The organism is Ruminococcus flavefaciens ATCC 19208 (genome assembly GCF_000518765.1).
GTDB lineage: Bacteria > Bacillota > Clostridia > Oscillospirales > Ruminococcaceae > Ruminococcus > Ruminococcus flavefaciens.
Map to the genome: position 1 here is coordinate 54956 of NZ_KI912491.1, position 23555 is coordinate 78510.

Annotated in this window: 20 protein-coding genes and 1 pseudogene; 12 read left to right on the forward strand and 9 right to left on the reverse strand. The window is 44.4% G+C overall.

The window, feature by feature from the left end; translation table 11 throughout:
- Together L870_RS19750 and L870_RS0113165 are read left to right on the forward strand one after the other, a co-directional pair.
- Window positions 1-2792: prealbumin-like fold domain-containing protein (locus L870_RS19750; protein ID WP_037272371.1), on the forward strand; the 2792-nt coding region annotated here is incomplete at its 5' end.
- A gap of 276 nt (window positions 2793-3068) precedes the next feature.
- A complete protein-coding gene (locus tag L870_RS0113165; protein WP_028518536.1) occupies window positions 3069-3995 on the forward strand; it encodes a magnesium transporter CorA family protein in 927 nt (308 codons plus the stop codon).
- 198 nt (window positions 3996-4193) lie between these two features.
- On the opposite strand, the gene recG is transcribed toward L870_RS0113165, so the two are convergent.
- From recG to L870_RS0113185, 4 genes are all read right to left on the reverse strand, one after another.
- On the reverse strand, window positions 4194-6230 hold the full coding sequence (gene recG, locus L870_RS0113170) for an ATP-dependent DNA helicase RecG (protein WP_028518537.1): 2037 nt from the start codon (window positions 6228-6230) through the stop codon (window positions 4194-4196).
- Window positions 6231-6318: 88 nt separating this feature from the next.
- Window positions 6319-6579, reverse strand: coding sequence for a stage V sporulation protein S (locus L870_RS0113175; protein WP_009984312.1), 261 nt, complete (start codon window positions 6577-6579; stop codon window positions 6319-6321).
- A gap of 131 nt (window positions 6580-6710) precedes the next feature.
- Window positions 6711-7481 carry a TIGR00282 family metallophosphoesterase gene (locus tag L870_RS0113180; protein ID WP_028518538.1) on the reverse strand — a complete coding sequence of 257 codons (771 nt, stop codon included), beginning with the start codon at window positions 7479-7481 and terminating at the stop codon, window positions 6711-6713.
- A gap of 10 nt (window positions 7482-7491) precedes the next feature.
- The gene (locus L870_RS0113185; RefSeq protein ID WP_028518539.1) at window positions 7492-7710 is read right to left on the reverse strand and encodes a DUF4236 domain-containing protein; all 219 of its coding nucleotides are present in this window, start codon (window positions 7708-7710) and stop codon (window positions 7492-7494) included.
- Between the two features lie 423 nt (window positions 7711-8133).
- On the opposite strand from L870_RS0113185, the gene L870_RS0113190 reads away from it, so the two are divergent.
- The 6 genes from L870_RS0113190 (at window position 8134) to nadC (ending at window position 14760) form a co-directional block, all read left to right on the forward strand.
- Window positions 8134-8493 (forward strand): Asp23/Gls24 family envelope stress response protein, encoded by a 360-nt coding sequence (locus L870_RS0113190; RefSeq protein WP_028518540.1) that lies wholly within the window; start codon window positions 8134-8136, stop codon window positions 8491-8493.
- Between the two features lie 42 nt (window positions 8494-8535).
- Window positions 8536-10188, forward strand: a complete 1653-nt coding sequence (locus tag L870_RS0113195; RefSeq protein ID WP_028518541.1) for a DAK2 domain-containing protein — start codon at window positions 8536-8538, stop codon at window positions 10186-10188.
- Window positions 10189-10339: 151 nt separating this feature from the next.
- The gene (locus tag L870_RS0113200) at window positions 10340-10630 is read left to right on the forward strand and encodes a hypothetical protein (protein WP_028518542.1); all 291 of its coding nucleotides are present in this window, start codon (window positions 10340-10342) and stop codon (window positions 10628-10630) included.
- Between the two features lie 272 nt (window positions 10631-10902).
- Window positions 10903-12360 carry an L-aspartate oxidase gene (locus tag L870_RS0113205; protein WP_028518543.1) on the forward strand — a complete coding sequence of 486 codons (1458 nt, stop codon included), beginning with the start codon at window positions 10903-10905 and terminating at the stop codon, window positions 12358-12360.
- 36 nt (window positions 12361-12396) lie between these two features.
- Window positions 12397-13734, forward strand: coding sequence for a D-alanyl-D-alanine carboxypeptidase family protein (locus L870_RS19525; protein ID WP_051411573.1), 1338 nt, complete (start codon window positions 12397-12399; stop codon window positions 13732-13734).
- 186 nt (window positions 13735-13920) lie between these two features.
- Entirely contained in the window at window positions 13921-14760 is an 840-nt protein-coding gene (gene nadC, locus L870_RS0113215) for a carboxylating nicotinate-nucleotide diphosphorylase (protein WP_028518544.1), read from the forward strand.
- Between the two features lie 288 nt (window positions 14761-15048).
- Here nadC and L870_RS18710 read toward each other — a convergent pair whose 3' ends face one another.
- Entirely contained in the window at window positions 15049-16578 is a 1530-nt protein-coding gene (locus L870_RS18710) for a sensor histidine kinase (RefSeq protein ID WP_028518545.1), read from the reverse strand.
- Window positions 16579-16672: 94 nt separating this feature from the next.
- Between L870_RS18710 and L870_RS0113225 the strand changes: the two genes are divergently transcribed.
- Window positions 16673-17359: a response regulator transcription factor gene (locus L870_RS0113225; RefSeq protein ID WP_028518546.1), complete on the forward strand. Its 687-nt coding sequence runs from the start codon at window positions 16673-16675 to the stop codon at window positions 17357-17359.
- A gap of 69 nt (window positions 17360-17428) precedes the next feature.
- Here the strand turns inward: L870_RS0113225 and L870_RS0113230 are convergent, their stop codons facing one another.
- The 4 genes from L870_RS0113230 to L870_RS0113245 all read right to left on the reverse strand — a co-directional run bounded on the left by L870_RS0113230 (window position 17429) and on the right by L870_RS0113245 (window position 21831).
- A complete protein-coding gene (locus tag L870_RS0113230; RefSeq protein ID WP_028518547.1) occupies window positions 17429-19318 on the reverse strand; it encodes a hypothetical protein in 1890 nt (629 codons plus the stop codon).
- Between the two features lie 197 nt (window positions 19319-19515).
- Window positions 19516-20328, reverse strand: a complete 813-nt coding sequence (locus L870_RS0113235) for an SH3 domain-containing protein (protein ID WP_028518548.1) — start codon at window positions 20326-20328, stop codon at window positions 19516-19518.
- A 116-nt stretch (window positions 20329-20444) separates the two neighbouring features.
- Entirely contained in the window at window positions 20445-21392 is a 948-nt protein-coding gene (locus L870_RS0113240; protein WP_028518549.1) for a hypothetical protein, read from the reverse strand.
- A 226-nt stretch (window positions 21393-21618) separates the two neighbouring features.
- Window positions 21619-21831 (reverse strand): hypothetical protein, encoded by a 213-nt coding sequence (locus tag L870_RS0113245; protein WP_028518550.1) that lies wholly within the window; start codon window positions 21829-21831, stop codon window positions 21619-21621.
- Between the two features lie 60 nt (window positions 21832-21891).
- On the opposite strand from L870_RS0113245, the pseudogene L870_RS0113250 reads away from it, so the two are divergent.
- From L870_RS0113250 to L870_RS0113260, 3 genes and pseudogenes are all read left to right on the forward strand, one after another.
- Window positions 21892-22251 (forward strand): annotated as a pseudogene (locus L870_RS0113250) (DUF4368 domain-containing protein); the annotation flags it as partial.
- 98 nt (window positions 22252-22349) lie between these two features.
- Complete coding sequence (locus L870_RS0113255) at window positions 22350-23114, forward strand: Cof-type HAD-IIB family hydrolase (protein ID WP_028518552.1); 765 nt, start codon at window positions 22350-22352, stop codon at window positions 23112-23114.
- 16 nt (window positions 23115-23130) lie between these two features.
- Complete coding sequence (locus L870_RS0113260) at window positions 23131-23457, forward strand: hypothetical protein (protein ID WP_028518553.1); 327 nt, start codon at window positions 23131-23133, stop codon at window positions 23455-23457.
- Window positions 23458-23555: the final 98 nt, after the last annotated feature.

Sequence of the window (23555 nt, forward strand, 5' to 3'; positions counted from 1 at the left end):
CAAAGTCAACAATTACAATTGATAAAAAGGCTCTGGGCGGAGAAGAGATTCCTGCTGAGGCAGGCGGTGCAACATTTGTACTCACAGCAGAGGACGAGGACGTAACACTTGAGGGCGTAACCATTAATGATGGCAAGGCTCTTGGTGAAGTAAAGTCAACAGAGTTCACAGGCAACGGTACAAAGTTCACAGGACTCAAGGACGGCAAGTACAGCCTTGAAGAGACAGCTGCACCAGACGGCTTCACAACAGTAACAAAGTTCACATTCAATATTGAAAACGGTGTCGTAAAGAACGTTGACGTTGAGACAGACGGCGATGCAGTAGTATCAAATGACGGCAAGGTACTCGAAGTATTCGACACAAAGTCAACAATTACAATTGATAAAAAGGCTCTGGGCGGAGAAGAGATCCCCGAAGAAGCAGGCAAGGCTAAGTTCAAGCTCATCTCTGAGGACGGTCAGTCGCTGAAGGGCGTTAAGATCAACGGCGGCAAGGCTCTCGAAGATGTCAAGGAGACTGAATTCGACGGCAATTCCGCAAACTTCGAGTTCCTCAAAGACGGTAAGTATTCACTTGTTGAGACTGCTTCACCTGACGGTTACGATGTAGTTTCAAAGTTCACATTCGTACTTGAAAACGGCAAGGTCAAGAGCGTAGAAGCTTCCACAACAGGCAAGACTTCTATGGGTAAGGACAATGCAACTATCATCATTGAGGACGCTCCTAACGAGTTCACGATCGGCAAGAGCGATATCACAGGCGAGAAGGAGATAAAGGGTGCTCAGCTTGAGCTCACAAACTCCGACATCGACTGGAAGACGATTCTTGAAGCAAACAAGAATGACAGTGATTTCGTAAAGGTAGAGAACAGTGACGGTAAGGTCATCGGTATCCAGTGGGTATCAGGCGACTCTGCAAAGCTTGTAAAAGCACTTAAGGACGGTAACTACTCACTGAAGGAAACAGGTGACAAGTTCGAGGACGGCGGAAAGGTTTATGATATCATTACTTCCGTACTCAACTTCACAATCAGAGACAGCAAGATAGTTGATGCAAAGGGTGAAGCTCTCAAGGAGACGCCTGACAAGACATCTGAGGAAGGTTATTACATAGTAGATAAGAGCGGTAATCATATTGAAGTCTGCGATGCTGAGGCAACTACAACAAGTACTTCAACATCAACAACTACAAGCAAGACAACAACTACTACAACTTCTACATCTACTACAAGTAAGACAACAACCTCAACTACAACAACAACTACTACAACAACAACAACTACTACTACGACAACAACAACCACTACTACAACAACCACCACCACAACTACTACCACAACAACATCGACGACAACTACAACTACAACTACAACGTCGACAACAACAACTACTACAACTACAACGACTTCGACAAGCACAACGACCACAACGTCGAAGACGACAACAACTACAAGCACAACGACGACTACAACTACAACAACGCTTGCAAAGGTAAACATCAATAAGGTAGACCTTGGCGGAACAGAGGTAGTCGGAGCTAAGCTGACACTTACAGGAAAGACAGCAGGAGGAAAGACAGTATCCTTCAAGGACGGACAGATCAAGGCAGGCGCAGGAGCAGAAGTGCTCAACGGCGTAGGCAACGCGATCGTATGGCTGTCAGGAGAAGAGACAACAGTAGTATACGTAGAAGACGGAACATATACCCTTGAAGAGCTTGCAGCACCAAAGGGATATGAAGTAGCAACAAAGATCGAGTTCACAGTTGAGAACGGTAAGATCACAAAGGGCGGCAAGTCAGCTGATACAGTTGAAATGGTCGATGAGAGAATAGTAACAACAACTACTACGACCTCAACCACAACGACTACTACAACTACAACAACGACTACCACCACAACAACTACCACGACTACAACTACAACATCTACAACAAGCAAGACAACTACGGCAACAACATCAACAACTACTACAACAGTTACAACAACAGCTGTTGTAATGATCGACAAGCAGGATATCCTTGGTGAAGAAGTCGAGGGTGCTGAGCTTACACTTACAGGTGTTGACAAGAACGGTCATAAGGTAGTATTCGATGAAGGCTCAATGACTGCAGGCAAGGGTGCCAAGGTTGAAAAGTCTCACGGTGATTCACTTGTTTGGATCTCAGGACAGACAGCTACAAAGGTAACTCTTGAGGACGGTCAGTATGTACTTCACGAAGTAGCTGCTCCTACCGGCTATGAGGTCGCAACAGATATGAAGTTCACAGTTACTGACGGTAAGCTTGTATCTGTTGACGGAGTTGAAACAGATTCCGATACAGTTGTAATGATCGACGAGAAGATAGTTACTACAACTACAACAACGACGACAACTACAACTACTACGACCACAACAACCACTACAACAAATCCGAGCGATGTAATGGGACAGGAAGTTTCAAATACTACCAGTGTTACACAGGGAGGTATCGAGTTCTCAGTAACTACATCTTCCACAACAACAACTACTACATCGACTACAACAACTACCACAACATCTGAGACTACAACAACAGATGTTACTACCACTACAGCAGAAGAGACAACAACTACTACAACTACAACTGCTGCTGTAACAGGTAAGACAACAGCAAAAACAACTACAAAGGCTAAGAGCACAACTACCAAGAAGACAACTGATGCACCTAAGACAGGTGTTGAGGGAATAGAAGCAGCAATTGCGGTTCTTTCACTCGCAGCAGTCGGTGCTTTTGCAGCTCGTTCCAGAAATAAGAACGATGATCAGTAAGGCTTTCAAAGTTGAATAAGTGATCGAAGTCACTAAGAGCTGTCGGATAAATTGTCCGACAGCTCTTTTTTTCAAAAAAGGCTTGTATTTGAAGTGAAAATTTGATATAATAAACTTATATCTTGATTACGGAGGTGCATTATGAGTTCTGACCCTTATGGGAATTTGAATAATATTCCATGCTTCGGCAGACGATAATAATGCTCTCGTCCTTTTGCCGAAGTTAATCTCGGCGAAAGGAGCAAGGCTTTTCCGTTGCGGAACAGCCGAAATGATATGATAAACTTTTATTGCTATGAAAACGGTATCCTGAAGCAGTGTGATGCTCCTAAAGCAGGCTGCTGGGTATCGGTGGTGGACCCGACTCCGCAGGAGGTCAGGGAGCTTATAGAGGATTACGGCCTTGACAGCGGATTTGTAAAGTCCTCGATAGATGAGGAGGAGTCGTCACGTATCGAGCGTGAGGACGACCAGACCCTTGTCATCATAGATACTCCTGTATCTGCAATTGACGACGACAAGACCAAGAACTTCTATACTCTTCCAATGGGCATCATCGTAAACGACGATTACGTTTTCACTATCTCTATCAGAGAGACACAGATACTCAATGAAGCCGCAAGAGGCGGCATACGCAATCTCCGACCTGATTTCAAGACAAGATTCGTGCTCCAGCTTCTTCTCAGGATAGCAGCACTCTTTCTTACCTACCTGAAACAGATAGATAAGATATCATCTGCTGCCGAGCAGGAGCTTCACGACGCTATGAAGAACGAGCTCCTCATGCAGCTTCTTGCTCTTGAAAAGTCACTGGTATATTTTTCTACTTCGCTCAAAGCCAACGAAGCCACTATCGAGAAGATATTCCGCGGCAGAGTCATAAAGCTTTACGATGAAGATCAGGACCTTCTTGAGGACGTACTTATCGAGATGAAGCAGGCGATCGAGATGTCGAGTATATATACGGGGATCTTGTCCAGTATGATGGACGGCTTCTCGTCCATCATCTCAAATAATCTGAACCTTGTAATGTGGAGACTCACTATCGTCACCATAGTCCTACAGATACCGAACATCATGTTTGCGTTTTACGGTATCAATACGGGAGATATACCGTTCAACTATACATGGGTCGCGCTTGCACTTACGGGATTTCTTACGATAGTAACAGCGTTCGCGCTGCTTAAATGGAAGAAAAAATAAAAATAAGTCCATGAACGTTTGGCTCATGGACTTTATTATTTTATCCGATTATATCCTTGCTGAAAAGTCGGGGAAAATGTAGGGGACGGCGTCCTCGACGTCCCGTTTTATAGAGAATTCCTTTTTCAAAAGGGGTCTCTCAATAATCAGCATAAATTTTCTATATAAGTACGGTGAATATGATTCGTGGACTTATTTTTACCCTATAATATCCTTACTGAAAAGGCGCATTACATCGAGTTTCAGCGGTCTGTTCTGCGGCTTTTCAAGGAGCGGATCATCGTCAAGGAGCTCCTTTGCGCAGGTCTGTGCGCGGTTCATAAGCTCCATATTGCAGGCGATATCCGCTATTTTCAGCGGCGGGAGACCGTGCTGAGCATTTCCGAAGAAGTCGCCCGGCCCTCGCATTTTCAGGTCCTCCTCGGATATTTTAAATCCGTCGGTAGTCGAGGACATTATCTTCATACGCTTTACGCAGTCATCTGTGGTATTGTCGGTGATGAGTATGCAGCTGCTCTCGAAGCTGCCTCGTCCCACTCGTCCGCGGAGCTGATGGAGCTGAGAGAGTCCGAAACGCTCGGCATTCTCGATGACCATGACTGCCGCATTCGGCACATCTACACCTACTTCAACAACGGTAGTGCAGATAAGCACCTGTATCTCACCGCTGCGGAATTTCTCCATTACCTTGTCCTTTTCGGCAGCCCTCATCTTTCCGTGAAGAAGTGAGGTAGTGTAGCCTTTGAGGTCGCCTTTTGCAGCCTCCTCGGCATAGGTCTTTACGGCGAAAAGCTCGCTTTCGCTGTCCTCTATCATGGGACATACTACGTAAGCCTGCCTGCCCTCGTCAAGCCGCTCACGTACAAAGCTGAATGCACGGCTGCGTAGCTTTCCCGTGACCGCATAGGTCTTTACGGGCTTTCTGCCTTTGGGGAGCTGAGTTATGGCGGATATATCGAGGTCGCCGTAGATGATAAGCGCCAGTGTACGTGGGATAGGAGTTGCCGACATTACAAGCTTGTGAGGAGAATCGCCCTTTTCTGCAAGAGCTGCTCGCTGAGCCACGCCGAAGCGGTGCTGCTCGTCGGTTATTACAAGTCCCAATGACTTATATTCCACATCTTTCTGTATTATGGCGTGAGTACCTACTATGACATCAATTTCTCCTGCTGCTATCTGCTCGCGTATGGCAGCTTTTTTCTTTGCGGTAGTCGAACCCGTCAGCAGGCACACCTTTACGCCGAATGGCTCAAGGAAGCTGCTGAGGGTATTGAAATGCTGAGAAGCAAGTATCTCCGTAGGAGCCATAAGTGCGGATTGTACGCCGTTACGTGCAGAAAAATAGCAGGCTGCGGCAGCAACAGCAGTCTTGCCGCTTCCCACATCGCCCTGCAAAAGTCTGTTCATAGGGGTATTTTTGCAAAGGTCAGCAGTTATCTCGGCTACAGCCTTTTTCTGGTCATCGGTGAGCTCAAAGGGCAGTCCTTCCGTGAACTCTCTCGCATCAACTGAGCTGTCCATTTGAAATGCTGTATTTCTGCGGCTTCTGGACTTCATAACAGACATACCAATCTGTAATTTCAGAAGCTCATCAAAGGCAAGTCTGCGCCTTGCAGTTTCGGCGGCAAGCTCACTTTCGGGAAAGTGTATATTTTCAAGTGCCCACATAAGGGGACACAGGTCGTATTTTCGGAGGATATCGTCGGAAAGTGTCTCAAAGGGTTCATTTCGCATAAGTTCGAGAGCCTGCCGCATATTGGTGCGAACCATATTTACGGAAAGCCCTTGAGTAAGGTGGTATTTAGGCTGAATGAGCACTTTTTCATCGGCGCGGATATAAACAGGAGAGCTTATTTCCTTTCGCATGAATGTACCTGCAACCTTGCCGTACATATAGTAAGTTTCGCCCTCTTTGAGAGCCTGAAAATAATACACGTTATTATATACAACTATCAGTATATCGTCCAGACCGTCGGTAGCAGCGGCTTTGCATATAACGAGACCGCCTTTTATGCGCTGAGGCGGCATTTTTTTGTATACCGTCAGCTTCAGCACATTATAGTCTCCGAGGACAGCCTGTCGTACAGGTACATGAGCGCGGAAATCAAGGTAGTCACGTGGGATATGGTATATAAGCTCATAGGGCGAATTTATACCGAGCTTGCGGTACTTCTCACCGCGAGCCTTTCCGACGCCCTTTAGGTATTCGATTTCGCTGAAAAGAGTAGTGGGCATAAGCTGCTCCTTAATAAAGAATTATAGTTAAAGACAAAAATACAAACAGAAAGGGCGGACATAAAGTCCGCCCGATGATCCAAACCAATTATCTCTGCTCACAGATAAGCTTGATAGCGGTTCTCTCTTCGCCGTCGATCTGGATATTAGCAAATGCAGGAATGCAAATGAGATCAATACCAATTGGTGCAAGATATCCCCTTGCTATAGCTATAGCCTTGATCGCCTGATTTGCCGCACCCGCACCTACTGCCTGAACTTCAACAGCCTTCTGTTCTCTGATAACGCCGGCAATAGCTCCGGCAACAGAATTAGGTGATGAGTGTGATGATACTTTCAGAATTTCCATTACAAATAACCCTCCTGTTAAAAATATTTGTACGATAACTATGTCTTATTGCCTTAAGGCTATTCTATTGTACAATTGTATTATACCCTATAAATGGTAAAAAAGCAAGTACTTATTGAAAAGTTTGTAGACTATCTTATAATTATTCTTTCTGTTTTGTGCGATTTGCCATTTTTTTCATCAAATTCGGTTATTGTTCCACAAAGAAAGCATTTTTCCTCTGATTCGGTGAAACGAACCGGCATACGAAACCTGAACATATTTACAACAGAGGCGAAATCCACGCCGAGGCAGGAATTTTCGGGACCTGTCATGCCTGCATCTGTAATATATGCGGTATGACCGCCCAATATACATTCATCGGCGGTCTGTACGTGGGTATGAGTGCCGAAAACGCCGCTTACTCTTTCGGTAAGATAATGACCCATAGCCTTTTTCTCGGAAGTGGTCTCTGCATGGAAGTCCACAAAGATGTTAGGGGTATCTATTTTACTAAGGATCTCGTCGATCTTTGTGAACGGATTGTCCAGCGGCTCCATAAGTGCAGTTCCCATCATATTGATGACAGCTACGGAATACGCTCCCATGTCGAGTATACGGTATCCGCTTCCCACACAGCCAGCCTCCAGGTAATTTGCAGGGCGCACCATGTATTCCTCTTCAAACAGCTCAAGAGCTTCTTTGCGTCGGAAAGCATGATTTCCCGTAGTTATGATGTCCGCACCTGCTCTTATTATCATTTCTGCAGAGGCACGGGTTATACCGTTGCCTTGTGCAGAATTTTCACCGTTTACGACAGTTATGTCAATATTGTTTTCGTGCTTTATGCTGCTCAGCTTTGCCGAAAGGAACTCACAGCCTGCTTTTCCCACGACATCGCCGATAAAGAGTAGTTTTTTCATATTTCTCCTATTACTTCTTGCCTGTTTTCTTTTTGCCGCCGAGGTCTGTATCGTATGAGATACCTGTACCCTGCAGGCTGACGGTAGCCTTTTTCTTGTTGTTTACGGTGACCTTGACCTTCTTGCCGGCTATTTTCGGACCGTCAATAGATATACTGCCGCCCTTTTTGTTTTTGTTAAATTTTAAAAAACTGAATATCTTGAAGCTTTTTCTGAAATGAAATCCCATAATAGACCTCCCTTTACGTTCGTCAGTACGGCAGAAAAAATTATCCGCCGTAAATTCGCATTGCATCTTTATTATAATACCACAAAACACCGCCATAATCAATACAAATATTAATTTTTTATTACTGTAAATTGAAATAGGAAAAAACTGTGTAATACAGCCATGAGCCGTTAGCAATTAGGCATTAGCCGAAAGTGTTTGCTTGCGCTCGATTTGTTTAAATTATTAGCCAAAGGCAGTGCGTTGGCTAATAGCTAACGCCTAAAGGCTGTACAAAGGCATTTTTTTGCTGCACAGACATTAAGTAATTTTTCTAAATTATTTTTTATAGGTATTGTAAAAAGCAAAAAAGTGTGTTATAATCAATAGGATAGCGGTCATATACGGATCGCACAAGCATTTTAACAAAAGGAGTGATTATCCATGGTAGGCTTTGAAAATCATATCGGAAAGATCACTATTTCTGAGAACTATCTCACTGAGATCGTAAAACACGCAGTTGTTGACTGTTTCGGAGTTGCCGACGTATGCAGCGTATCTACGTTCCGCTCGGCAGTATCTGCACTTACAGCAGGCAAGGCATTCAGAAAGAATAAGGGCGTGATGCTCCGCTCTGACAAGGAAGGCGGACTTATCATAGACCTTCATATCAAAGTGACTTACGGTACCAACATCAATGCAGCCGTAAAGAGCATCACTCATAAAGTCAGCTTCGCTGTTGAAGAAGCTGCCGGCATAGATGTACACAAGGTCAACGTATTCGTTGATGACATGAACGCATAATGGTGCAGCTTTCAGCTGCATACAGAATTGGAGGACTTTACTGTGATACACGGTTCTTTGCTCAGAGACGCTGTTATCTCCGCTGCAATTACTATCAATAACAGAAAACGCGAAGTCGATGAGCTCAATGTTTATCCTGTTCCTGACGGTGATACAGGAACAAATATGTCAATGACAATAGGCAATTCCGTTGCCGAGCTGAAGAGACTTGACTCAAAAGCTCCCGTATCAGAGGTAGCTTCAACAGCAGCTTCGGCATTTCTGAGAGGTGCAAGAGGAAATTCGGGCGTTATACTTTCACTTATATTCAGAGGCTTTTCAAAGGGACTTTCAGGCTGTACAGAGGCAGGCTGCGAGAATTTCGCAGATGCGCTGCAATTTGGTGTTGATGCAGCATACAAGGCTGTAATGAAGCCTGTTGAGGGAACTATCCTCACTGTCGTAAAGGCAGCGGCTGCAAAGGCAAGAGAGATAGCTGCCGAGACTAATGACGAAGTTACCTTCTGGCAGGAGATATGCACCGAATCAGAGGCAATGCTGGAAAAGACCACGGATATGCTCCCGCAGCTCAAAAAAGCAGGCGTTGTAGACGCAGGCGGCAAGGGACTCTGCATTATTTTCAGAGCCATGACAGACGTATTTGCAGGCGGCAAGATAGCAGAGCCTGCTGAGCCGGCAGCACAGGAAAGTTCGGGTGACTCGTTCAGAACAGCTGTAAGCGAGTATGATGACGATATAACATTCACATACTGTACTGAATTTATGCTTGAAAAGGAAGAGAACTGCCCGGATATATCAAAGCTCCGTGCATATCTTGAAACTATCGGTGACTGCGTGGTCGTAGTTGACGATGAGAAGATAATAAAGGTACACGTTCATACTGATAATCCCGGAAACGCTATCCAGAAAGGACTTGAATTCGGTCACTTTATCAATGATCCTCGTCCGAAGATAGAGAATATGCGTATCCAGCACGAAAACAAGGTCAAGGACGCACAGGCAGCACAGGAAGGACTTACTCCTGCCGAGCCTGAAAAGGAGTTCGGCTTCGTTGCAGTTGCAGCAGGTCACGGCCTTGAAGCTATGTTCACCGATCTCGGTGCCGATGTAGTCGTAAAGGGCGGACAGACAATGAACCCGTCCACAGACGATATACTCCGCGCAATACTTAAAACACCTGCAAATACAGTATTCGTGCTCCCGAACAATAAGAATATCATTATGGCGGCAGAGCAGGCTGTAAAGCTCACAGACAGAAAGGTCTGTGTGCTCCAGACAAGAACTATACCGCAGGGTATCGCTGCTATGCTGGCATTCGATGACAGCCGTACTCTCAACGAGAACCGCATAGATATGACAAAGGCATTCGAGAAGGTGTCAACAGGTCTTATCACCTTTGCGGCAAGAGATTCCGAGTTTGAGGGACACCAGATCAAGGAAGGCGAGATACTGGCACTTGATAACGGCAAGCTCTCATTTACAGAGCGCGATATCAACAAGGCTACATACAAGCTTGTAAAGAAGCTGTCAAAGGGCGATGTGAGCTACGTTACCCTTATCCACGGCGCAGATGTGCCTGAGGAGAACGCAGAAGAACTCCAGAAGTTCATACAGTCCAAGCTCAGCGACAAGATAGAGGTAATGCTCGTAAACGGCGGTCAGCCCGTATACTACTACATAATCTCAGTCGAATGATGAAAAGCACACGTTAGTACGGCGCAGATACAGAAGTTTTAAGCCATAGTATTTCCGATATTTTGTCGGACGTACTATGGCTTTTCTGCTGCCAGCGGTGCGGTGCTATAATGATTACTGGTGCAAATCGCAATTTACGGAGAGAGACAAAATGATAAAAGTACAATTTTATGATTATGGCTGCGGCGTATTGGATATTGAGAATGAACTTGGGATAACAGAAGATGTAGATGTCTTTTTAAAGGAAAAGATCCCCGAGCTTGAGCTTGAATGCAGCGACTGTATGTGCGATCTGGAAGATAATCTGATCTTATGGTTTTCGTCGAAAGATGAAGAAAAATGTATGCAGAAAATAGATGCTCTGATAAAGTCCTGTATTTCGAGTCTGTCACATATGCAGTATTCGGTCAAACTGACTTCTGAGTATTCCTGGTATGATTGACACAATGCCCCTGAGTGCTTTGCAGCGCTCAGGGGCAAAGCTGCTGTATGGGTATCTGTATTTTTCGGGAGCTTTCTGTCTGGATTTGCAGGTATTATACGATTATATTAACAGTGAGATGATCGGTCGGAACCTGCTGTTTTTTGTTCAATAATCATTATTTGCGGAATACAAAACATAAGAGAATTCTATGCCTGTAAATATTGATTTATTGACCTTTATATGTTATAATGTAGGTGTAAAGATTTTCTCATAAAGGACGGTCTTGTATCATGTCTAAAAATTATGATGTTATTATAGCAGGCTGCGGAGCAGCAGGACTCTACGCGGCTATCAATCTGCCAAAGGAGCTGAATATACTTATACTCTGCAAGCGTGATCTTCCGCTGTGCAATTCTTCACTTGCTCAGGGCGGTATCGCAGGTGTATATAATTCTCCCTCGGATAATATCCAGTATCATCAGAATGATACCCTTATCGCAGGAAGCTTCAAGAACAACGTTGACGCTGTTCATACCCTTGTAAGCGAGGCTGCACAGGATATAGAGCATATCATCGAGCTTGGCGTTGAGTTTGACAAAAATCCCGACGGTACTTACCACCGCACCCTTGAGGGCGGTCACAGCCACCACAGGATATTCCACCATGCCGATGCTACAGGCAAGGAGATAACTTCTACTCTCCTTGAAAATGTCCGGAAGCTCAGCAACGTGACCATAATGGAAAACACAATAATGTGCGGAGTCAAGCAGACAAAAACAGGCTATTCCGCATTTCTCAGACTGTCCGATGATTCATATGAGACCTGTAACTGCCATTTTATGATACTTGCAACAGGCGGTATCGGCAGAGTTTACCAGTTTACCACAAATTCTGCTATCGCAACAGGTGACGGCATCACCTTTGCATACGAAATGGGAGCTAAGATAAAGAACCTAAGCTATGTGCAGTTCCACCCGACAGCTTTCAACAATCGCGCTACCCGTGAGTGCTTCCTCATTTCCGAGGCTGTACGCGGTGAGGGAGCATACCTGCTGAACTGCAAAAAAGAGCGCTTTATGCACAACTATGACGAGCGTCTTGAGCTTGCTCCGAGAGATGTTGTATCTCACGCTATCATACTTGAGTCGCGCAAGCAGAATTCAACGGATTTCTACCTTGATATAAGCTATAAGGACAGCGAGTTCCTCAAGAACAGATTTCCTATGATATACAAAAATCTTCTGGAGCAGGGCTACGACCTTACAAAAGAGCCTGTTCCAATATTCCCGTGTCAGCACTACCTTATGGGTGGTATAGATGTTGACAACAATTCCGAAACAAGCCTTCCAAATCTCTATGCCTGCGGCGAATGCTCACATACGGGAGTTCACGGAAGCAACAGACTTGCAAGCAATTCTCTCCTTGAAGCGCTTGTATTCTCACGCCATGCTGCAAACAGCATAGCTTCAAGAGTAAATGACGCACCAAAGGACTTTGAAGAGGCTGAATTTGATCCGCATCTGGGAAGCCCGCGCATACCTAAGGGAGTTCGTACAGAGACAAGAAAGATACTTCAGAACTGCTACTTTGTTATTCCCGATAAAAAGGCTGCGGCAGAGGGCTTCAAGCGAGTAAAGGAGATACGCGAGGATCTTGTGAACGGCGGCTACTATGTAGACGCTGATTACGTGCTTGCGAAGTCTATCGTTACTGTAGCATACATTATCCTCGGTGAGGTAATGCAGTAAAAAAATAAATATAGAAATATCAATGGGGGTGATATTATGAAAAAACTGAGAAGTTTTGAAGCGGCAGTTGTTTCGGCAGCTGTAATGGCAGCTAATGCTGCGGCGATCCATGCCGATGCTGCGAATACGCTTATTCGTGGGGATCTTAATCGTGATGACAGAGTATCCGTCAGTGATATGGTCATACTTAAAAACCATATTCTCGGACGGTACGGACTTAATGATACACAGCGGATAGCTGCGGATCTGAACGGCGACTGCGATGTGGATTCTCTTGATCTCTCAGTTCTTCAGGATATCATTCTCTCAAATAAGACATTGCTGCCGAAAGGTACATGGATAGGTGACCGTGCAGGCTCAAAGCGTTATTTCAGCTTTGGTGAAGGCACAGGTACGGTGATATATCCAAACGGCAGCAGCGAGGATTTCACTATAGGTTCGGAAGAGGATATCCTTGCAATAGCTATGAAGAAGTCGGGCAAGGAGGACAATGCCTTTATCACATGGCAGAATGACAATGCCTTTGTACTCAAATGGGACGACGGTACTGCCGAGACATTCAGGTTTTTCAGCTATAATGCAGTAAATGCAAAAGAGATGCTCAGCGGCAAGTGGGTGACCAGTGCAGGCAGAAGCTTTGAGATAAGCGGCCTCAGCGGAAAGGTCACTGACAAGAGCGGCAATATAAACCGTTTTGAGTATGCTCCCGACGGAAAAAATATCGTTTTCCACATAGGAAGCACCGATAATAACACTGAGGGAACTATAGTACATACCGATTCCATGCATTTTACAGTAACATGGGCAGACGGCACGAAGGAGACCTTTACACGCCGCGAGATAGAGGTAAAGAACGGAATTACCTATGTAAACGGCATACTTATCGCAAACAAGACCTATTCTCTGCCGTCAACATACGATCCGGGCAAGATACTTCCCGAGGCGCAGTCTGCTTTCGATACAATGGCTGCTGATGCTTTAAAGGATGGATACAGATTGAGCATCTGTTCGGGTTATCGTTCTTATTCGTATCAGAATCAGCTGTATAACGGCTATGTTGCCCGTGACGGCAAGGCTGCTGCGGACACTTATTCCGCAAGAGCAGGACATTCCGAGCACCAGACAGGTCTGGCTATGGATATAAACAATGCAAGCTCAGCATTCAACGGTACTCCTCAGGCTAAATGGATAGCAGCAAATTGCTGGAAGTACGGATTTATTATCCGTTATCCCGAGGGTAAGGAGAATATAACGGGCTATATGTACGAGTCGTGGCACGTTCGTTATCTCGGCAAGCAGCTTGCGAAAGAAGTATACGATTCGGGACTTACCCTTGAGGAGTTCCTGTGCATAGACTCTAAATACAAATCATGATCCAGCTTTGCTGGATCATGATTTCAGTAAGTAGTGAGTGGTAAGGACGGATATTATCCGCCTGAGAAAAAACGTCATATTACGTCGGAGGCGCAATGCGCGTCCCTACATATATTCTAACCACTAAGCACTAATAGCTAATCACCGGAATCAAAATTTTGATTTACAATGGAAAGGAATTTAAACATGAAGCTTTTACAATGCTATGTTGACAATATAATCACAACTGCACTTATGGAGGACATAAACTACATTGACGCTGCTGCGGATAATCTTATCCCTGCCGACCACAGAAGCTCCGCTTACTACGTTGCAAAGGATTCGGGAGTTGTCTGCGGTATCGAGGTAGCTAAGAGAGTTTTCGACCTTGCAGGCGGCGATGTCGATTTCAAGATACTTCTCAATGACGGAACTAAGGTGCAGAAGGGCGATATAATCGCAGAGCTTGAAGGAAGTACACTTACACTTCTTAAAGGCGAGAGAACTGCCCTCAACCTCTTACAGCATATGTCGGGTATCGCTACTGCAACAAATAAGTGCGTAGAGCTTGTAAAGGGCACTAAGGCTGCTGTTACCGACACAAGAAAGACACTTCCCGGACTCCGTGCGCTTCAGAAGTACGCAGTAACTGTGGGCGGCGGAAAGAACCACCGCTTCAATCTTTCCGATGCGGCTATGCTCAAGGACAATCACATCGACGCTTATGGCGGTATAACTGCGGCTGTAAATGCGCTCCGCGAGAAGATAGGACATACTGTAAAGATAGAAGTGGAAGTCCGTACACTTGACGAGCTCCGCGAAGCTCTTGATACTAAAGTAGAAATAATCATGCTTGACAATATGAGCTGCGACGAGATGAAAGAGGCTGTTGCAATTGCAGACGGACGCGTTCTTCTTGAAGCTTCGGGCAATGTTACTGCCGAGAATATCCGCTCAGTTGCCGAGACAGGCGTGGATATCATCTCACTTGGTGCGCTTACTCATTCAGTCAAGTGCTTTGATATTTCCATGAAGATCAAGAAGTAATTAGTGAATAGTGATCAGTAGGAAACGCCGTTTCGGCGTTCCTATGTAGGGGCGCACAAAGAAGTGCGCTCATATAGAAGTAATAATGAAAGACCTATACAGCAAGCTATATAATTTTTTACTATGCTTAATCGATGTAAATGTTTCGATTCATCAAATCGAACTGTATCCTGAATAAAACAAATTTAAAAGCCATCTCGTCTGAGATGGCTTTTAAATTTGTATAATATTTTAATTCTGCGTTTTTGTTGTATTTATAATAAAAATATGTTATTATATTATTATCTGTTATTCAACTGGCAGTGTGAACATAAACGATGTTCCCTTGCCCACTTCACTCTCTGCCCATATCTTGCCGCCGTGGGACTCGATTATGAACTTGCATATAAACAATCCCAGTCCCGTGCCTGTTTCGGAGTGCTTTCCCTTATAATATCGCTCCCAGATATGAGGCATATCCTCTTCCGAGATACCACTTCCCGTATCCTTTACAGTTGCTTTGATAAAGTTGTCCTCTTTTTCTGCCTTCACAAGTATCGTGCCGTTTTTCGTATGTTTGAGGGCATTGGAGATAAGGTTCACGAACACACGCTGTAATCTTGAACTGTCTGCCTTTACCTGTGGCAATTCAAGGGGAATGCGAAGTGCAAGTTTATTGTTGTTTTTATTGAGTACGGCAAAATAGGTCTCAACGGTCTCACGCACAAGAGCGTCTAAATCGCAGGGAGCAAGCTCCAGAACCATTCGGCCTTCCTCGATTCGGGTAGCGTCAAGTATCTGCGTTACCATAAGAGCCATGCGGTTGGCTTCAGAGGAGATTCGTTTCAGCTTTTCCTGTACGGTAGCCGTATCACCGCCGCTTACAAGCTCCATTTCCGCATTCTGAGCATATCCCGACATGGTCGCAAGAGGAGTTTTCAGCTCATGGGAAGCGTCCGAGAGGAAGGTTGTCTTCATCTCGTTGACCTTCACCAGCATATCATGCTCGGAAACAATAGGATCTGACAGCTTCTTTGAGAGAATGACTGAGATCACGATAAACAGTATCAGCATTCCCGCAATTACCGCGATCATGACATAGATTGATTTTTGAAAAAGCCCGTTCATTTCACCTAAAAGTGAGTCAGTCTGCTCAGCTGCGATTTGATTGATAAGGCCTTTATAATAATTCTGGTTGAACATGATTATGCCGTAGCAAATATCGGGATAAAGAACATTGTAGTTGTTCAGATGATCCCATGCGCATACAAAGCCCTGACCTTCCATAGTATATGTTCCCATGCAGTTTTCAGTATATTGTTCAAGTTCAGACTGAAAGCTGCCTCCTTGATAGTGAGCGGAGGGCTCTTTTGCATATTCAATATTAATGGTTTCAACAGCTTCCTGAATAATACGGTCACACTCGGGCTCGGAAGGTATGCTGTGGAATTCACCGTTAGAATAAGTAAAGCCAATAACATCGTTGCCCTTATTTGAAGCATCTATATTGAAAAAATCCATCATATGTGTTTCAAGGACGAGCTCCTGATCTATATCGGGTATATCCTGCAAAGAGCCGAGGACTGTACATATGTTGGTTCCGAAGCTTTCAAGAGACAGCTGTAGGTTTCCAAGGGTGACCTGATAGAAACCGTGAGCAGTAGTATCAACGGTTTTGCTTGCGATCTTGGACGTATGCGAAGTGACTATATTAGTCGAGCGTTTATATACGATATCAAAGACAGAAACAAATATTATCATTATAGTAATAAGGCATATCAGCAGAACACTAAGGAGCCGTCTTCGCAAAGCGTGGCTTTTGGAGATTTCCTTTTTCATTTTATCACTCCTTTATGGTGTTGAATACATTATACCATATTTTTTTCAATAAGTGAACAGAATTACGAAATTGTAATCACAGGGGGAAAACATTATGTCACACATATTATTAGTAGAAGACGATTCAGACATCATGCGTATCAACAGAACATTCCTTGAAAACGAAGGCTATACCGTACACTGTGCGGATTCGGTGCAGACCGCATCATTTATGCTTGAGGAGTGCGTCCCCGACCTTGTGCTCCTTGACGTTATGCTGCCCGACGGCGACGGAATGGACTTCTGCAAGATATTGCGGCAGAAAACACAGGCTCCTGTGATATTCCTCACAGCCCGTGACGAGAACGATAGCGTAGTAATGGGCTTCCGCAGCGGCGGCGATGACTATATAACCAAGCCCTACGACCTTAATGTATTAAAGGCGCGTATAGAAGCGCAGCTCCGCCGCAATGCAAAGCAGTCTCCTCAGCACCCGAAGATAGAGCTTCCCGAACTTACTGTTGATCTTTTTGCGGGAACTGCCACCTTTGATGGTAATGAATACTCATTGCCTCAACGAGAATTGCAGATACTCTATATGCTCGCCTCACAGATAGGCTCGCGTATAAGCTATCATGATATATACAAGACCATTTACGGTTGCGACGTGGAGGACAGCAAAAACACCATAAGGGTAAATATTTCCCGTCTGAAAAAGCATCTGAATATGGACGATATGAGCACATATGAGATAGCTGCCACATCTGATGGCGAGTACGTTCTCAGGCGTGTCATATTCTGAAACATATCCCCCTTGTATCGCTGAGATACAAGGGGGATCTTTACTTTCTTTTGTGCTGTATCGCCTGTATTATTCTTTTTCTTCCTTTTTGCGGAGCTTTCCCGACATGATCACCGCACCCACACCCAGAAGCGTAACAGCGGAAGCTCCAGCCAATGTGCCTGCAAGTGCAATTGAATTAACGCCTGTCTGTGGGAGATTGACTGTGCTGCCGTCAGAAAATTTCTCACCAACGCCTGTATCAGGATCAACTGTATATGCGTCAAAATCTTCGCCATTTTCATCTGTGAACACAACAGTGACAGAACCGCCTGCGTTAGTCATTGAATGGGTATCGGCAGGTTTGATGCCTGTTTTTTCTTCATAATCCTTTGCTGCCATTTCCTGAAGCTCATCTTTTGAATATTTGTGCTCGGGCTCTATATAGCGGACAAAGTGTTCTGAGTTGTCCTGACCTGTGTAGATGTCATTGAGAGGAGTCAGTGAAGTTGCTTCAAAGCCTGTATAGAATGCATCATTTTCGTCATAGAGATTGAACCATGTCTGTCTGTTGCCATTAGGATAGCCGATATCTTCAACTTTAACAGTACCATACATTGCTCTTCCGGTAACAAATATAAGAGTAAATGAACCGTCGTTTCTTATAACAAGCTGTCTTGGATAAAGTGTATCAACTTCGTCCCATGTGCCTGCTATCTCTGAAACATCATGGCTTTCGACTCCGTAAAAATCACCGAATTCATAGCTTTCGATATGCCATTTGCCGCTTTCGCATCTGAGTTTGGCTCTGCCAACACCGAAGAGTTGATCGCCCTTATTGGCTGTAGCTGTGCAGTAGTCCATAGCAGGATCTGTAATGGTAACACCGTTCTCTGTATGGAACTGATAGAAAGAACGAGGTATTAATTGTACATAGAGTGAACCGTCCTTCTCAATGAAATAGCCATCAATGTCTCTTATAAAAGATTCTTTTGCTTCTCCTGTGAAATTATCTGCAGTAAATGCATATAGATCAGCTATAGAAGTAAAACGGCTGTCAGTTACCTTTACATAACCATTTACTTTTCCGTCATCGGTAGTATAAGCAGGACTTGCACCGGTTAATGCCATAATTACATTGAAGTTTTCCATAACTCTTATAGCACCCTTAGTCTTATCCTCTTTATCAAATGATGCACTCTCGTTCTTGCTATCAGTCTTTCCGCCTTCTGCCTGCTCCTGATGAGCATCAGCATTTGTATCGGCGTTTCTGCGTCTGAGAGTAAAGTCTCCTGCCTTTAACTCATTGACTGTTCCGTCGTCAGTCTTTGGGAAGCTTATCCATGCCATTCCGCTTGCATTATAGAAATTGTACCATTTGCCGTCGCTGTTTTCGCTGAACATCTCGTTTCCAATCTTGATAAAGCCCTGCTCTGTTGAGCTATCGGGATAAGTTACAGTATACCCACCGTTTGCGCTGATATTGAAAGTTCTTCCGTCAACGTCAACCACTTCCCATTCGCCTGCTATTGCGGAAAAGTCAGCGCTGACCGATAAGAGCTGTGCCATTCCACCGTTGCCGATAAGATATGCATTGGGATTGTTCTGCTGGCAGTAGCAGCCGATAAAGAACTTGTCCCCCTCATAGAATGCAAAGAACGGAACTTTGTACTCTCCCCCAAAAGTATCATAATCTATCTTTACCGTACCCGAATGTGTATTGCCGTCAAGATCGGTATATGTGTATGTGCTGTCTTCCTTTACGGTTATAATGCCATTGTCAACTGCGCTGACGTCCACGTTTTTGTTTTCAGCAGCAAGCTGATACCTCCACTGACCAACAATGTTCCTGATGTCTGTTTCATCATAAGAAGTCTCTGCTGCGACTGATACGGCTGCGGTGTCTGCTGCATAAACTGCTGCTGTAGGTACTGCTGCGAGCATTGCAAGAACTGCGAGACAAGAAATCATTTTTTTCATAAAAACTACCTCATTCCTTTTTAAAATTGTTTTGTTTCGGCGCTTTGCCTTTACTGTGATTATATAATAGCATAGTTTTTCAGTCTTGTGCGCAGAATTACAAATCTGTAATTTAATTACAATACTGTAATCGCGTATACAAAAAAGGAACGGTCACAGACCGTCCATTTTAAGGAGTATAAGCTGAAATGCTGTTTTTACTTTATTCTGACTATCTGAGACATACCGCCGTTGCCTGTCATATACACATCGGAATGGCTTTCGTGACAATAGCAGCCGATAAAGAACTGATCGCCCTCATAGAATGCAAAGAACGGAACTCTGTAATCTCCGCCTAATGTATCATAATCCACCTTTACCGTACCCGAATGTGTATTGCCGTCAAGATCAGTATAGATATATGTACCGTCTGATTTTACATCAATAGTGCCGTTGTCAGTCACTCCTGCATTTATATTCATTCCTTCGGGAGCTACCTGATACTTCCACTGCCCAACAAGCTCGCTTATGTCAGTAATTAATTCCTGAGTAGTTTCCTGCGGCTCATAATCTTGTATCTTCTGGATATATTCTGCGCTTACGTAACCTGACTTACCATCATAGCTTGTACAGTACCAACCGGCTTTTCCGCATGAGTAAATATCTATCTGAGTTTTGTCGGGGATTGCAGCGATTATATCTGCTGTGGGGAAAGGCTCGTTTCTGAGGTTGAGAACGTCCCCCTGAGTATCAACATATGCGCCGAATAATCGGCCTTCCTCTTTCAGAACGAGAGTGCTGTTTGTTTCATCATTAGCAGATGTATCGTTTTTTGTGGTATCCTTTGACTTTTCTGCCACCTTTGCAGCTGTTGTTGTCTTTTCATCTTTTGATGTTTCTGCTGCAGTTGTTGTCACAGCTGCCTTTGTGGGAACTGTATTGTCAGATGTCCCGCCGCTTTCTGTGCTTCCGCATGATACCATAGAAGCTAACATTGTAAGTATTGCCAGACAAGAAATCATTTTTCTCATAATAATAACCTCATTCCTTAAAAATATCTTTGTTTCGGCGTTGTGTTTTTACTGTGATTATATAATAGCACATTATTTCGGACTTGTGTGCGGAATTACAAATTTGTAATCGCTTTTCAGCAGCTTGTGAATAACATTCCGTCAGCCACATTTCCATAGTAGTCGTGCCACAGGAGATTTGCGTCATTATCGGTGTAGAACATGGCGCTGCCGTTATTATAAATTTCCGTATTTGTGCTCTGACCTTCCTCGGTATATAAATAATGCACGTTTACTCCCGTACCGTTGCAGACAAGGGCGTCATTCTCAGCGTCGTATGTACAGATGTATGTCCATATGCTGCCCTCTGCCGCACTGGAGCTCCACTTTACTTCTGCTCTGTATGTCCCGTCACCATTGTTGCTGATACTGATATAGCATCTTCCGCAGCTCCAGTTACCCATGAATCTCTTGACTGCCGCTAAGGTTGCGTCAGGCTCTCCTGTTGCATCGCCGTCGGCTAATCCAAATACTGAGGCGCTGCTGTCAAATCCCGAAACCAGTGCAGGAGACATATTTTCACGGGCTGTAAGACGGAAGCTTTCCCACAGAGTACCGTCATTTTTGTAGAAGCAGTACCATATATTTGTGACATCGTTGGCGCCGAGCACCTGACGCTCTATCTCGATCTTGCCGTATTCGCTTCCGCCGCCGCGATATGCGAGCCTGTATGTTCCGTCACCGTCAATGGTAAGCGCACGGGTATCGAGGACGTTTTCCTCATACCATACACCTGCTATCTGCATATAATCAGTCTTTGTCACAGGTGAAGCCCCTGTGTTTTCATCAGATACAGCTGCTGCGCTGCTTTCACTGCTTTCGGTTTTCTTATTATCAGCTTTTGTATTTGCAGCAGTCGTTGCTTTTGTATTATCTTTCGATGTATCTGCTGCGGCAGTTGTCACGGCTGTTGTTGTTTTTGAAGGTATTACGTTTTCAGATGTTCCGCCGCTTTCTGTGCTTTCGCATGAGACCATAGAAGCTAACATTGCGAGTGCTGCCATACAAGAGAGCATTTTTTTCATAATCATTACCTCATTCAAAATAGTATTTTCGGACTTGTTGTCCTTGGTATGATTATATTATATCACATTTTTACGTTTTGTGTTAAAAATTACAAATTTGTAATCGTATTTATCTATTCTGCAAAAATAGTGCTGCCTTGACATATCCAATGTTCCGTTACCTGTTCTGGGAGCTATTACAGATATAGCAAAAGAGCTATGCTTCGGCAAAGCACTTTTTTGATAATTATTGATCCTCGTCCGAACACTTCTCCAGCCCATGTAATAGCTGAATGTAAACGCACTCAGCTCGTTCATGTTCTTCGCCCTCGGTAGACATCATAAGTTCAAGGAAATATGCCTTAGCTTCTTCGTAGTCAGTCCAGACCTCACGTTTGCCATTGTATACGGTAGTGACCTTGCGTGTTCTCGGCATTGCCAATTCAGGTGTTTTTAACATAGCGGTTACCTCCAAAAGTTTTATAGTGACTCCATTATAGCCAATAATGCTTATGAAGTCCAGCATAATGTATCAGGAAAAATCTCAGACGAGCGTTTTTCTATGATGTCAGCAAAATATGAGGACGAGCAGAAGAAGCTGAAAGCAGATGTTGCAGAACTTACTGCCTTAATTTAAAACGCAGAGCAGAAATCAGCTGATGTGAACTCTTTTATCAATGTAGTTCATAAGTACGACCATATCAATGAGCTTACTCCTGAGATCATGCATGAGCTTATTGAGAAGATAGTTGTTCATGCTCCTGATAACAGCAGAGGGTATCGTACTCAGAAGATCGAGATACACTTCCGTTTCGGCGTTGCAGTTGCGACTGCCGTTGCTGACAGCAGAGAATACGACAAAAAAAGAAAGGCTGCGTAGGCTATTCTACGCAACCTTATCTTAAAATCTTAAATACTTCTTTATTGGCGCACTTCTAATGTGCGCCCGTTTTTTACAATGAAAAGGGGCATTTCAATATGCAAAAGCTTATACTTACCGACCTTGACCACACATTACTGAAAACAGACGGAACTATTTCACACAGAACACTTGAAGTTTTGCGGAAGTGCAGAGAAAAAGGAGTCTTTTTTGCAATAGCCACGGCAAGATACTGGATAGGCGCGGAGCGGTATACAGAGCTTCTGAAGCCTGACTATGAGATCACCACAGACGGTACTCTGATACACTCGGATGATAGATGTATTTACAGCTGTGAATTAACGGCAGATGTGACCAATGGTATCGTAGAGGAGATTCTGAAAATTGTTCCGACAGCTGAGATAACTGTTGCCAACGGAAAGACGGTCTACTGGAACAGCAAACATATATCTGAGTCGGAAAAGCTTCACAAGGCTGTATATTTCGAGTACGACAGACCTTTGCGGTGCGGTGGGAACAAGATAGTTGCGGAGCTGCCCGATGAGAGTATTGCACGGGATATCGCAGATAAGTTCGGCTGTAAGCTGCAATGCTACCGCGGCGAGAACTGGTATGGATTTCTGCCGAGCGGAGCAGGAAAGACAGCGGCTGTAAATGCGCTTACAGAGAAATGCGGCATATCGCTTGCTGAAACAGTTTCTTTCGGTGACGACAAAAATGATATTGATATGCTGAAAATGTGCGGTACTGGAGTTGCAGTTGCCAATGCAGTGCAGGAAGTGCTTGACATTGCCGATGAAGTAACGGCTTCAAATGACGAGGACGGAGTTGCACTGTGGCTTGAAAAGAATGTTTTAGCTTAGAAAGGAGCGTTTTATAATGGATAGAGTGGTCTGGCTAATGCTTACGATACCAATAGGCATATTTTTCATCTGTTTTGGAATATACGCATGGAAACGTAAGAAGCCAATGTGGTTCTGGTCGGGAAAAGAGGTCAAAGAAAGTGAGATCTCGGATATCCCAGCTTACAACAGAGCAAACGGTATCATGTGGCTATGTTTTTCTGCTGTTTTCTGGCTGGCTGCTGTTCTGGGAGCTCTGGACTCAGAGTCAGCAGGAATAGTCATCGTTATCGGTTCGGTTGCAGGGATACCTTTGCTGTATCTTGCTTATCGTAAAATATATGCCAAATATAAAAGTAAATAAAATCAGCCGCCTGCATTGTGGATATTCACAGTGCAGGCGGTTTTGTTGTACGGGGCGATGTTTACATCGCCCCGTTTTTTGTGGGACGTCGAGGACGC

What these genes read in the sequence shown, in the direction of transcription:
- L870_RS0113165 (WP_028518536.1), top strand. Translation starts at nt 3,069, where the DNA reads ATGATAAACTTTTATTGCTATGAAAACGGTATCCTGAAGCAGTGTGAT.
- recG (WP_028518537.1), bottom strand. Translation starts at nt 6,230, where the DNA reads ATGCCCACTACTCTTTTCAGCGAAATCGAATACCTAAAGGGCGTCGGA.
- L870_RS0113175 (WP_009984312.1), bottom strand. Translation starts at nt 6,579, where the DNA reads ATGGAAATTCTGAAAGTATCATCACACTCATCACCTAATTCTGTTGCC.
- L870_RS0113180 (WP_028518538.1), bottom strand. Translation starts at nt 7,481, where the DNA reads ATGAAAAAACTACTCTTTATCGGCGATGTCGTGGGAAAAGCAGGCTGT.
- L870_RS0113185 (WP_028518539.1), bottom strand. Translation starts at nt 7,710, where the DNA reads ATGGGATTTCATTTCAGAAAAAGCTTCAAGATATTCAGTTTTTTAAAA.
- L870_RS0113190 (WP_028518540.1), top strand. Translation starts at nt 8,134, where the DNA reads ATGGTAGGCTTTGAAAATCATATCGGAAAGATCACTATTTCTGAGAAC.
- L870_RS0113200 (WP_028518542.1), top strand. Translation starts at nt 10,340, where the DNA reads ATGATAAAAGTACAATTTTATGATTATGGCTGCGGCGTATTGGATATT.
- L870_RS0113205 (WP_028518543.1), top strand. Translation starts at nt 10,903, where the DNA reads ATGTCTAAAAATTATGATGTTATTATAGCAGGCTGCGGAGCAGCAGGA.
- L870_RS19525 (WP_051411573.1), top strand. Translation starts at nt 12,397, where the DNA reads ATGAAAAAACTGAGAAGTTTTGAAGCGGCAGTTGTTTCGGCAGCTGTA.
- nadC (WP_028518544.1), top strand. Translation starts at nt 13,921, where the DNA reads ATGAAGCTTTTACAATGCTATGTTGACAATATAATCACAACTGCACTT.
- L870_RS18710 (WP_028518545.1), bottom strand. Translation starts at nt 16,578, where the DNA reads ATGAAAAAGGAAATCTCCAAAAGCCACGCTTTGCGAAGACGGCTCCTT.
- L870_RS0113225 (WP_028518546.1), top strand. Translation starts at nt 16,673, where the DNA reads ATGTCACACATATTATTAGTAGAAGACGATTCAGACATCATGCGTATC.
- L870_RS0113230 (WP_028518547.1), bottom strand. Translation starts at nt 19,318, where the DNA reads ATGAAAAAAATGATTTCTTGTCTCGCAGTTCTTGCAATGCTCGCAGCA.
- L870_RS0113235 (WP_028518548.1), bottom strand. Translation starts at nt 20,328, where the DNA reads ATGAGAAAAATGATTTCTTGTCTGGCAATACTTACAATGTTAGCTTCT.
- L870_RS0113240 (WP_028518549.1), bottom strand. Translation starts at nt 21,392, where the DNA reads ATGAAAAAAATGCTCTCTTGTATGGCAGCACTCGCAATGTTAGCTTCT.
- L870_RS0113245 (WP_028518550.1), bottom strand. Translation starts at nt 21,831, where the DNA reads ATGTTAAAAACACCTGAATTGGCAATGCCGAGAACACGCAAGGTCACT.
- L870_RS0113255 (WP_028518552.1), top strand. Translation starts at nt 22,350, where the DNA reads ATGCAAAAGCTTATACTTACCGACCTTGACCACACATTACTGAAAACA.
- L870_RS0113260 (WP_028518553.1), top strand. Translation starts at nt 23,131, where the DNA reads ATGGATAGAGTGGTCTGGCTAATGCTTACGATACCAATAGGCATATTT.